The 11,119-nt window shown below is 67.2% G+C and carries 11 protein-coding genes and 1 pseudogene; 7 read left to right on the top strand and 5 right to left on the bottom strand.

The genetic code is table 11. The features are described from left to right. Nucleotides 1-64: 64 nt before the first annotated feature. The 5 genes and pseudogenes from AC0Z35_RS19940 to AC0Z35_RS19920 form a co-directional block, all read left to right on the top strand. Nucleotides 65-826 (top strand): GntR family transcriptional regulator, encoded by a 762-nt coding sequence (locus AC0Z35_RS19940; protein ID WP_120157374.1) that lies wholly within the window; start codon nt 65-67, stop codon nt 824-826. After that, complete coding sequence (locus AC0Z35_RS19935) at nt 819-1,703, top strand: alpha/beta hydrolase (protein WP_120153626.1); 885 nt, start codon at nt 819-821, stop codon at nt 1,701-1,703. Before AC0Z35_RS19940 ends, AC0Z35_RS19935 begins: the two co-directional genes overlap by 8 nt. Nucleotides 1,704-1,714: 11 nt before the next feature. Continuing rightward, the gene (locus AC0Z35_RS19930) at nt 1,715-2,629 is read left to right on the top strand and encodes a LysR family transcriptional regulator (protein ID WP_046806592.1); all 915 of its coding nucleotides are present in this window, start codon (nt 1,715-1,717) and stop codon (nt 2,627-2,629) included. 160 nt (nt 2,630-2,789) lie between these two features. Next, complete coding sequence (locus AC0Z35_RS19925; protein WP_120153628.1) at nt 2,790-3,782, top strand: Bug family tripartite tricarboxylate transporter substrate binding protein; 993 nt, start codon at nt 2,790-2,792, stop codon at nt 3,780-3,782. Between the two features lie 52 nt (nt 3,783-3,834). Then, a pseudogene (locus AC0Z35_RS19920) lies at nt 3,835-4,776 on the top strand (M14 family metallopeptidase); the annotation flags it as partial. Nucleotides 4,777-4,840: 64 nt separating this feature from the next. Here AC0Z35_RS19920 and AC0Z35_RS19915 read toward each other — a convergent pair. The 3 genes from AC0Z35_RS19915 to AC0Z35_RS19905 all read right to left on the bottom strand — a co-directional run bounded on the left by AC0Z35_RS19915 (nt 4,841) and on the right by AC0Z35_RS19905 (nt 7,957). Continuing rightward, nucleotides 4,841-5,359, bottom strand: a complete 519-nt coding sequence (locus tag AC0Z35_RS19915; protein ID WP_046806589.1) for a lipocalin family protein — start codon at nt 5,357-5,359, stop codon at nt 4,841-4,843. An 85-nt stretch (nt 5,360-5,444) separates the two neighbouring features. Beyond that, nucleotides 5,445-7,016, bottom strand: a complete 1,572-nt coding sequence (gshA, locus tag AC0Z35_RS19910) for a glutamate--cysteine ligase (protein ID WP_485132559.1) — start codon at nt 7,014-7,016, stop codon at nt 5,445-5,447. A 32-nt stretch (nt 7,017-7,048) separates the two neighbouring features. After that, nucleotides 7,049-7,957, bottom strand: coding sequence for an alpha/beta hydrolase (locus AC0Z35_RS19905; RefSeq protein WP_082134598.1), 909 nt, complete (start codon nt 7,955-7,957; stop codon nt 7,049-7,051). Between the two features lie 43 nt (nt 7,958-8,000). Here AC0Z35_RS19905 and AC0Z35_RS19900 point away from each other — a divergent pair, with 43 nt between their 5' ends. Then, nucleotides 8,001-8,573 carry a hypothetical protein gene (locus tag AC0Z35_RS19900; protein WP_046806586.1) on the top strand — a complete coding sequence of 191 codons (573 nt, stop codon included), beginning with the start codon at nt 8,001-8,003 and terminating at the stop codon, nt 8,571-8,573. On the opposite strand, the gene AC0Z35_RS19895 is transcribed toward AC0Z35_RS19900, so the two are convergent. After that, on the bottom strand, nt 8,563-8,925 hold the full coding sequence (locus tag AC0Z35_RS19895) for a helix-turn-helix domain-containing protein (RefSeq protein ID WP_082134597.1): 363 nt from the start codon (nt 8,923-8,925) through the stop codon (nt 8,563-8,565). The two genes, AC0Z35_RS19900 and AC0Z35_RS19895, sit on opposite strands and share 11 nt — an antisense overlap. Nucleotides 8,926-9,044: 119 nt before the next feature. Between AC0Z35_RS19895 and AC0Z35_RS19890 the strand changes: the two genes are divergently transcribed. Further along, on the top strand, nt 9,045-9,941 hold the full coding sequence (locus AC0Z35_RS19890; protein WP_046806585.1) for an AEC family transporter: 897 nt from the start codon (nt 9,045-9,047) through the stop codon (nt 9,939-9,941). Nucleotides 9,942-9,963: 22 nt separating this feature from the next. On the opposite strand, the gene AC0Z35_RS19885 is transcribed toward AC0Z35_RS19890, so the two are convergent. After that, entirely contained in the window at nt 9,964-10,971 is a 1,008-nt protein-coding gene (locus AC0Z35_RS19885) for an Ldh family oxidoreductase (protein WP_046806584.1), read from the bottom strand. Between the last annotated feature and the right edge of the window lie 148 nt (nt 10,972-11,119).

The following is an 11,119-nucleotide window of genomic DNA, read 5'->3' as shown; positions in this document are numbered from 1 at the left end:
CGCGAGTAGAATGAGCCGCCTGTGCGCGGATCGGCGGACGCGCCGCTGACATCTGGAGAGCATGTTGAAGCCAAGAATCAAAGCTTCCCGCCAGGACGATCCCGGATCGGACGGGAACGCCGACGTTGAAGACATCACGCTGTCCGAGCAGGTCTACCGCCTGCTTCGACGCGACATCATGAGCGGCGCCTTCGCGCCCGGCCAGTCGCTGCGGCTGGAATTGCTGCGGCAGCGCTACGGCAGCAGCTTTTCGCCGATCCGCGAAGCGCTGAACCGCTTGCGCAGCGAACGCATGGTCGTGAACACCACGTCGCGCGGGTTCAGCATCGCGCCCTTGTCGGTCGACGAAATGTGGGACGCCTGTGAAACCCGCATCCTGATCGACTGCGACGCGCTGCGGCGGTCGCTGGCCAACGCGGACGACGCCTGGGAAACGCGGCTGGTGGGCGCGTATCACGCGCTGACGTTGGCGGCCCAGCGCGCCGGCCAGGCCCCCGCGCCGTCCGACGAACTGGAAGAACTGCTGGAAGCCCGCCACCTGGATTTCCATCACGCTTTGATCGGCGCCTGCCGCTCGCACTGGCTGCTGGACCTGTCCACCCAGCTGTATGCGCAAACCGAACGCTACCGGCGCCCGGCGCGTGCGGGCGCCACCGCCTACGGGCCCGAGCGCAACGTTGACGACGAGCATCGCCAGCTGCTGGACGCCGCGATATCCCGCGACGCCGAGCGCTCGGTGGCCATGCTGGCCGCGCACTACCGCAAGACCGCGCAATTCATCGAACGGATCATTTCACAGCCCGACCCCCAGGCACGACATGCATAAGCCCGACATCGACCTTTTCTTTCCCACCATCGCCGAACGCGAGGTGCAATACAACGCGCGTGAATCGGTGGCGGACTTTGATGCCTGCGTGCGCCGCTACGCGGAGTCGTCCGCGCGCGTGCGCTCGCGCCGCCCCGCCGTGCTGGACCTGCGCTACGGCATGGGCCAGGACGAACGTCTGGACCTGTTCCTGCCTGCCGCGTCGCGCGCGCCGGCGCCGGTATTCGTCTTCATTCACGGCGGCTACTGGCGCGCCCAGCGCAAGGAAGACGCGCCGGTCATGGCCGAGGCCTTCAACGCGGCGGGCGCAGCCGTGGCCACGCTGGAATACACCTTGGTGCCCGAAGCCACCCTGGGCGAAGTGGTGCGCGAAGTGCGCAGCGCGGTGGCCTGGCTGTACCAGAACGCGGCGGCCTATGGCGTGGACCCGGAACGCATCTACGTGGGCGGCAGCTCGGCCGGCGGGCATCTGGCCGGCATGCTGGTCGCGCCCGGCTGGCCCGCGCGTTATGGCGTGCCGGACGACATCATCAAGGGCACGCTGGCCTTGTCCGGCCTGTTCGACCTGCGCCCGCTGTGCGACATCCTGCCCAATACCTGGCTGCGATTGACGCCCGAGCAGGCCGCGCATCAAAGCCCCATTTTCCATCTGCCCGAGCAGGCCGGCCCGATGCTGCTGGCGGTCGGCGGGCTGGAGACGCAGGGCTTCAAGAACCAGACGGCGGCATTTGAAGCCGCCTGGAACGCGGCGGGCCTTGCGTCCACGCGCATTGCCACACCGCACTGCAACCACTTCGACCTGGTCAATGAACTGGAAGACGCCGACAGCCCGCTCACCCGCGCCACCTTGGCGATGATGGGGCTGGGCGATCGCTGACGGCGTTGCAGATGGCGGACCTGAAACTTCTTGAAGACTTGATCGCGCTGGCGCGCACGGGTAGTTTCGTGCGCGCGGCCGAGCTGCGCCATGTGACGCACCCCGCGTTCGGCCGGCGCATCCGCGCGCTGGAAGCCTGGGCGGGCGCGCCGCTGGTCGAACGCCAGCACCTGCCCGTGACGCTGACCGCGCAAGGCGAGGCGCTGCTCAAGACGGCCACGCAGGTGGTCGAACAGATGGGTTTGGTGCGCCATCGCATCCGCAGTTCGGGCGCGGGCGGCGAGGCGGTGCTGCGCATCGCAACCGGCCGCAGCCTGGCGCGTACGCTGGTGGCCGACTGGATCGCCCGGCTGCGTCACCGCGCGCCCAAGGTGCTGACCGAAGGTACGCAGGTTGAGTTGTCCACGGGCCAGGCAAAAGACCTGGTGGTGCGCCTGGAGCAGGGCAAGGTGGACTTGCTGTGTTGCTACGAACACCCGGCGCTGTCGGTGCCGCTGAGCCCGGCGCGTTATCGCTACATGACGCTGGCCACCGACAAGCTGGTGCCCGTCAGCCAGGCGGACGCGCGCGGCCGCGCTCGCTACGCGCTGAAAGACGGCGGCCCCGCCGTGCCGCTGATCACCTACACGGGCGGGCTGGCAATGGAACGCATCGTGGGCGACCGCCTGGAAACCACGCCGTACGCGTTGACGCCGTTCGTGCGCAGCGATTCGCTGGACGCGGCGCATGGCGCGGTGGCCAAGGGCCTGGGCGTGGCGTGGCTGCCATGGTCGATGGTGGCGGCCGATTGCCGTCGCGGCGCCTTGGTGGCCCTGGGTGGGCGCAGCGAAGAGATCGCCTTCGAGGTGCGGCTGTATCGGCCGCGCGCGCGCCTGACGGATCTGGCGGAGGCGGCCTGGGAGGCCACGGCGAACCGCAAGGCCTGAGGCCGGCATCGTGCCAGGCAAGCTTGCAGGCTGGGCAGGATAAGCACGGGCATGTGCCGTTTCGGCACGACGGTGTCACACGGCCGCCGCGAAAATACCAGCCTATACCTCCAACGAGACGGCCACGCCGTCCACCCCTCAGCACCCCAAGGAAGAAAACATGAAGTCCGTACTGCATCCGCTGCGCGCAGCGCTTGTTGCGTTTTGTGCCGCCTCGGCCGTGGCAACCGCCCCGGCCGCCTTCGCCGCCGATTACCCGGCCCGCAGCGTGTCGCTGGTGGTGGGCTATCCCGCCGGCGGCAGCCTGGACCTGACGGCGCGCCTGTTGGGCGAAGAGCTGGGCAAGCGCCTGGGCCAGACCGTCGTGGTTGAAAACGTGGGCGGCGCAGGCGGCACCATCGGCGCTCAGCGCGTGGCACGCGCCGCGCCGGACGGCTACACGATTTTCCTGGGCTCCACCAACGAAATGGTGATTGCCCGCATGATCAACACGGCGGTCAAGTACGACAGCGCCAAGGACTTCACGGCCCTGGGGCTGGTGGCCTCGCAGCCCATGCTGCTGGCGGCCAGCAAGAATTCCGGCGTGAAGACGGCCGCTGACTACCTGCAAAAGCTGCGCGGCGCGGAGCCGGGCACGTTCAACTACGGCTCGTCCGGCGTGGGCACCACGCTGCATCTGGCCGGTGAAATGATCAACCAGGCCACTGGCACGCGCGCCGAACACGTGCCGTATCGCGGCGTGTCGCCGCTGGTGACGGACCTGATGAGCGGCCAGCTGGACTACGGCATGCTGGTGCTGTCCTCGGGCCTGCCGCAAGTGCGCAGCGGCAACATCGTGGCGCTGGGCCTGACCGAGAACAAGCGTTCGCCGGCCGCGCCGGAAATCGCGCCGCTGGCCGCCACGCCCGGCTTTGAATCCGTCGATATCAACCTGTGGTTTGCGCTGTACGGCCCCGCCGGCTTGCCCGAGCCGGTTGTGGCAAAGCTGCGCACCGTGCTGGACGAAACGCTGAAGTCCGAATCGTTCCGCAAGAAGATGCAAGAGGCGGGCGGCGAAGTGGCCCAGCCGGGCGTCGACCTGGTGGCCTACCAAGCCGAAGAAACCAAGAAGTACGGCGCACTGGTCAAGGCCGCCAAGATCGAAGCGCAGTGATCGCCCCCCAGTAATCGGCCCCCAGCACCTACGTCAGAAAGCGGATCTCACCATGCAATTTCAGCTTCCCGTTCCCGACCTCGCCGCCGAACGCGCGGGCAATACCGATACGCCGGGCGTCTGGCATTTTGATTCCGGCGTGCCGGGGCGTGCGCTGATGGTAAGCGCGCTGGTGCACGGCAACGAACTGTGCGGCGCGTGGGCGCTGAAGGATCTGCTGGCGGCCGGCGTGAAGCCGCGCCGGGGCAGCCTGACGCTGGCCTTCTGCAACCTGGACGCGTTTGATCGCTTCGATCTGGCCAAGCACGATGCCTCGCGCTTCGTTACCGAAGACATGAACCGCGTCTGGAGCGCCGAGCGCCTGGACAACCCCACCACCGCCGACCGCCAACGAGGCGCGGCGCTGCGCCCCTGGGTGCAGCGTGCGGACTGGCTGCTGGACCTGCATTCCATGCACGAGCCGGGCGCGCCCTTGTTGTTGACGGGCGTCTTGCCGCGCAACATCGCACTGGCGCGCCGCCTGAAGGCGCCGCAGCATGTGATCGTGGACGCCGGCCACAAAGACGGTGTGCGCATGCGCGACTTTGCGCAGTTCGGCGATGCCGCGCGCGACGACGCGTGTGCCTTGCTGATCGAATGCGGTTTCCATGGCGAGCTGGCCTCGCGCGATGTCGCGCGAGACATGGTGGCTCGCATGTTGGTGGAATCCGGCGTGGTGGACGCGGCCGATGTGCCGGCCGGCTGGCTGCTGCCCGATCCCGATACCCAACGCGTGCTGGAAGTGACGGACGCCGTGGTGGCGCCGTCGATGGACGTGACGTTTGCGCAACCCTGGACCGGCCTGGAAACGCTGGCGCAAGCCGGCTCGGTGATCGGCTGGGCAGATGGCCAGCCGATCGTGACGCCCTATGACAACTGCACGTTGATCATGCCGTCGCTGCGCCAGCTGAAGCCCGGCGTGACGGTGGTGCGCCTGGCCCGCGACTACGCGGGCTGATCGCCGAGCCGCGCCGAGCAGGGCGACTCTTGGCGGGAGCCGGCGCTAGCCGGCGTTCTGCTTATTTCTGCGGGGTGTACCGCAATTCGTCCAGCTCGTAGCCCTGCGCCTTCGCGGCAGCCAGGGCCTTGTCCAATTCTTCCTTGGGCAATTGCGGCGAGCGCGACAGAATCCACAGGTACTTGCGGTCGGGCGTACCCACCACGGACCAGCGGTATTCCGGGTCCAGGCCGATCACCCAGTAATCGCCCTTGAACGGCTTGAAGAAGGTGACTTCAAGCTTGGCGTTGTTGCTGCCTTCCACGACGGTGGCGGTGCCGGACGCGGAGTCGATATCGCCGTCCTTGGTGCGGCAGCGATTGTTCACGCCGATGGTGCCGTCGGGGTGCGCGGTGTATTCGGCGGTGGTATCGCCGACGCAATTGCGCTGGAAGAACATGGGGAAATTGGCGATTTCGTACCACATGCCGACATAGCGTTTCAGGTCCACCGAATCCACGGTCTGCATGGGCGGCGGCGCGGCATGGGCGATGCCCACGCTGGCTGCCAGGGCCATCAGGAATGTTGCGGTGCGGCGCATTGAAAAACCTCCAGAGTGAGACTGACCGAAGCGCGGCGCTTGCCCGTCAGGCAGGCGCCGCGTACGCAAACCCTAACGATACGCCTTATTTACGCGGGGCCTTCAGGGCCTCGTGGTAGCGCGCCACGTAGGTCGCGAAGTCCACCGTGTCCGACTGCTCGATACGCTGCTGCTCTTCGGTGGACTGCGTTGCCGCCTGTTGATAGGCCGCCGCCAGGTCCGACGGCAGGGCTTGTGCGCGCAGCGTGTCCGCATGCTTGCGGCTTTGCGCCAGCGAGTAGTCGTGAAACGACAGGCCGCTTTGCGTCAGCGACTGCAACAGGCGCGCGGACGGCGTGGCCTCGGGCTGGTCCAGCTTGACGCGCTGCGCGGCCAGCGCATCGGCGTAGGCAGTGCCGCCCAGGGCCGAATCAAACAGCGCGGCGTACGGCGCGATCTGGTCCAGCAATTCGTGGCCCCATTCTTTCAGCGCCACCGGCTTGCCTTCGCGGTCCAGCATCAGGCCGGGCTTGCGGCCTTCTTTGACGACGGTGGAAAAGTTGTCGGCGCTGCGCTGACAGTAGCCGTTGGCGGGGAAGAACGGGCTGTCCGATGCCGTGCAAAACAGCAGGAACGCGTCGACAAAGCGGCTGGTGTCGGCGTCGATGCCCACGGACGATTCGGGGTCGATATCCAGGCAGCGCACTTCCACGTATTGCACGCCGCGTTCCGCCAGGGCGGTGATGGGGCGTTCGCAGCGGCCGGTGGCACGCTTGGGGCGGATGCTGGAGTAGTACTCGTTTTCGATCTGAAGCACGTTGGTGTTCAGCTGGATCCATTCGCCATTGCGATGCGTGCCGATCTTCTCGTAGTCGGGCCACGTTTGCGTCACGGCGTCGTACAGCCGGCCCAGGAAGGTATCCAGGTCGTTGTAGCAAAGCTTGAGCTGCGACTGCGCCTTGTTCTGATAGCCCAGATCGCTCATGCGCAGGCTGGTGGCGTAGGGCAGGTACAGGGTGTGGTCGCCCAGGCGTTCCAGCGGGTGGTCAGGGCCATTCAGGAAGTCGCTGGACAGCGCGGGCGCCGCGCCAAACAGGTACATCAGCAGCCAGGAATAGCGCGTGAAATTTCGGATCAGCCCGATATAGCCGCGCGAACGGCGGTCTTGCGCGGAACCGGCTTGCGTGTCCAGCACGGACCACAAATCCTCGGACAGCGAGAAGTTGTAGTGCACGCCGGCGATGCATTGCATCCGCTTGCCGTAGCGCTCGGCCAGGCCGCGGCGATACACGTGCTTGAGCATGCCGGTGTTGGACTTGCCGTACCAGGCGATAGGGATGTCGGCTTCGGCCGGCAGCGTGGCCGGCATGGACTGGTTCCAGATCAGCTCGTGATCCAGCACGCTGTACACGTGGCGATGGGTGTTGGTGAGCTCGGCCAAGAGCGCGTCGACGTCGGTGTGCGTGCCGGTGATCAGCTCAAGCAGGGATTCCGAGTAATCGGTGGTGACGTGTTCATTGGTCAGCGCCGAACCCAGGCCGGCCGGGTGGGGCGTGCGCGACAAAATGCCCTGCTCGTCCACGCGCAGGCCTTCTTTTTCAATGCCTCGCAACGTCTGGGTCAGCAGCGAGCGGTTGGCCTCTAGGCGGGAGAGGCGGTTGGCGGCGGTATCAGTCACGGATTCTTCTCGTTTGGGTCTGTCGCGGGATTTTACGGGGTGCCGGCCTCCTGTGCCGAGGGAGTCAGTACTGGGGGCAGGGACAATGCCTGCGCCGTGCGCGCCAGCCATTCGTCCAGGTCAGCATAAACCGGATCAGAAATTGGGGCCGTTTCATTGAAAATTTCGTGCCAGGCGGTGTCGTACCAGCGCAGGGTCAGCAATTGCGCGGGCGCGCGCTGGGCGAATTGGCGGCTGCCTTCGGCGGCCACGATGGAATCGTCGCCGGCCACCATCAACAGGGTGCGACAGGGCAGAAGATCGGCTTCACGCAGCGATTCCCGGCCGCCTTCGTCGACAAAGCGGGCCAGCCGGCCGGTCATGCGCCGGCGCACCAGCGGGTCGGATCGGTAGGCTTTGACGACGGCCCGGTCGTGCGAGATGCGGGCAGGCGCCAGGCCATGGGGCACGCGCAGGTCGGGCGCATGCAGCGACATCCAGGTGAGGGTGCGGCGCACCCACATCGGCACGTTCACGACGAAAGGCGGCGAGCTGAGCACCAGCGCGTCCAGCTCGGCCAGGCGGCGCAGGGCGATGCGCACCGCCACCAGCGCGCCCAGGCTGTGGGCCAGCACAATGGGCGGGCGGCCTTGCAGCGCGGTCCAGGCGCGAAGGCGGTCGACGGCGTCCACGACCAGGTCGTCCTGGTGGGCCAGGGTAGCGGCCGGGCCGCCGGAACGCCCATGGCCGCGGTGATCGTGCGCGCCCACGGTCCAGCCGCGTGCGGCCAGCCAGCGGGCCAGGCGGTCATAGCGGCCGGCGTGTTCGCTCAGGCCGTGCATCAGGTACACGCTGGGCGTGCCCGGCCCGGTAACAGGGGGCGGCACATTGGGCGCGGCGGGCCAAAGATAGTTGGCCAATGGCGTGCCGTCGGGCGCGGGGGTGATGGAAATCGGCGACAATTTCAGCATTCCTCGAAATGAATGGGCCGTCGGGTCTACGGTAATGACGATTTCATCGCTGTTTCGTTTCATGTTCAAGAAAGCCGGCCTGTTTGTAGGGTTGGCCTTGTTGGTTGCCGCCTGCTCGCCCCGTTACAACTGGCGCGAAGTGGACGTGGCCGACGGCCACGTGCGCGCGGCATTCCCCGACCGGGTCTCGACCGATACCCGGGACTTGCGCCTGGACACCCATACCCTGCGTTTTACCCTGTCGAGCGCAACCGTGGGCGAGGCCGTGTTCGCGGTGGGCTCGGCCCCGCTGCCGCCGGACATTGCCGCCGACCCGGCCGCCAAGCAGGCGCTGGGCATGGCGCTGATGCATTCGCTGTACACCAATATGCAGGCCCCGCCGCCCACGGAATGGCCGGCTTATGGGCAGGACTTCGAAGTGCACGGCAAGGCCATGGGCAAGCCCGGCTGGCTGGTGGCCAAGGTCTGGGTCACCGACACCATGCTGATCGAGGCCGTGGCCGCCGGCACCCAGGAAAGCCTGCCCGCCGAACGCGCGCGCGAATTCCTGAGATCGGTGGTGGTCAACCCCGGCAAGCCGGGCCCGGCCAACCCGGTTACTCGATGACGCTGTCCAGCAGCCCGTGGCGCAGGGCCACCACCACGGCCGTGCGGCGCCCGCGTACGCCCAGCTTGGTGCAGGCGTTGCGCAAATGGAAATTCACGGTGCTTTCCGCGACGTCCAGGATGCGGCTGGTTTCCCAACTGGTCTTGCCCGCCGCCGCCCAATACAGGCACGCCGCCTGGCGGTCGGACAGCGCTTTGTAGGGGGGCAGCTTGCCCAGCGAATGCATCGCGGGCATCGGCGGCCCCAATGATGATAGCGGCCCGCCGCGCTGGGCCAGGTCCGGATGGAAGGCGCACAAGCGCTGGAATGCGGATGATCCTCGAAGCGCGGCGAAGCGAAGCGGTGCGGTCATGGTGGCCCGGGGCAGTGCCCCCTTGTAGTGAAGTTGCTGCATGCTGCGGCCCGCGCGGCGGCCAAGCAAGCGTTGATGCTTTCGCGCATTGATCCACTTATCTTTGACGGAATAGTTGTATGTTGGCCATCGCCCAGTTCTACCTGTCAGCCATCGTGCTGATGCTGCCTTTGTTGTCTTGCGTGGGCATCGGGGTGCTGTGGGGCAAGCGCGATATCCCCTTTGGCGGCGCGTTCATCACCACATTGGTGACGTCCGTGACCACGCCTGCGCTGGTGTTCCATACCTTTGTGACGACGCACCTGGATGACCGCGCGCTGGCGGATGTGGCGATCGCTACCGTCGCGGCGTTGCTGCTGTGTGCGCTGGTCGGCGCGCTGCTGCTCAAAGTGTGGAAGCTGCCGGTGCGCACCTTGCTGCCCACGGCCAGCCTGCCCAATGCCGGCAACCTGGGCCTGCCTATCTCTCAGTTGGCGTTCGGTGACGCGGGCCTGTCGGTGGCGGTGGCGTTCTTCGCGGTCAATTCTTTCGTCATGCACACCATTGCCGTGCGGCTGCTGCCGGGCGTCAATACCAAGGGCAGCTGGAAAAGCCCCATTCTGCTGGCCTCTGTGGTGGCGGTGGCATTGCGGCTGCTGCATGTGCCGGTGCCGGCCTGGGTCATTGACACCGCCCATATGCTGGGCGCGGTGACCGTGCCCTTGATGCTGTTGAGCCTGGGCCACGCCTTGGCCCTGATCCCGTCCAACGGCCTGCGCGACGGCGCCAAGGTGGCCGCGATACGGCTGGTGGTGGGCTTGGCGGCGGGGTTGGCCGTGGTGTGGGCGCTGGACCTTGAGCCCGTGCTGGCCGGCGCGCTGACCCTGCAGATGGCCATGCCGTGCGCGGTGGTCAGCTACATGTACGCCAAGCGCTACACGACGCTGGGCGACACGGCGGCGGGCGCCGTGCTGGTGTCGACCGTGGTGTTCCTGCTGCTGGCGCCGCTGATGCTCTGGTTCACCCACGGCGCCTGACGACGCAGACTCCGCCGGGCAGTCAGGCCACGCCGGCCATGTCGCGCAGTTGCGCCATCAGCGGGTCAGGAACGTCCACGCCGTGCTTGATGGCTTCGTCGCGCAACTTGCGGCGGCGGTCGCCCGGCAGGCGCACGCCATCATCTTCCAGCATGGCGTCCACCAGCGTTTCGACACGTTCCAGATAGGCGTTGTTGCCCGCCAGCGCGCCGGGGTCGATCGCCATGAACGCCTGCCCCAGTTGAGCGGGGCCGCCGGCGTCGACGAAGAACGATTCGGTTTCGAAACCGAAGTGCGCGCCCGTCAGCGCGCAGGCCAGCAATTCCACAATCAGCGCCAGCATCGCGCCCTTGACGCCACCCGCGGGCAGCATGCTGCCGGCCAGCCCGGCTTTCGGATCGGTAGTGGGTTCGCCATTGGCGTCCAGCGCCCAGCCCAGTGGAATGGGCTGGTTGTCGCGCGCGGCGATCATCAGCTTGCCGCGCGCCACTTGCGACAGCGACAGGTCGATGACCAGCCGGGCGCCATTGCGGCGGGGGAAGATGGCGGCGATGGGGTTGGTGCCGAACAGCGGCCGCTTGCCGCCCCAGGCGGGCATGGCGGCTGGCGAATTGCTCAGCGCCAGCGCCACCAGCCCGGCGTCCGCCAGCGCCTCCAGGTGATAGGCCGCTTCGCCAAAATGGTGGCTGTTGGCCACGCCGATGAAGGCGATGCCATGTTCGCGGGCGCGCACGGCCGCTTGCTCGACGGCCATCGCGCAGGCCGGAAATGCCAGCCCCGAGCCCGCATCGATCAGCGCCGCGCCGCCGCGTTCGTGCACGATGCGCGGCACGGCCGAACCGATGGCGCGCCCCGCGCGCAAATGCCCCGCGTAGAACGGCACGCGCGACAGGCCGTGCGAACTGATGCCCTGGCTTTCCGCGAAAACCAGGGCGCGCGCGGTGCTGTCGGCCATGGCCGGGTTGGCGCCAGCGGCAGCCAGCGCGGCGGCGGCCAGGTGTTGCAGTTCGTCCAGATAGATGTGAGCCATATCCTTCCTGTCAGAGGGGCGATTCGCGCGCCCGCGTAACGAAGGCGGGCAGGGGATGTCGCGGATAACACGCATTTTCGCACCAGGCCGGCGCCCTTGCAGCATCTGCCGGCAATGCTAGAATTCCTGTCGCTGCACCCAATGCAGC

The sequence above is a fragment of the Achromobacter sp. 1L-A-4-B-C2 genome (genome assembly GCF_057291955.1).
This window is presented reverse-complemented; position numbering and strand designations above follow the sequence as displayed.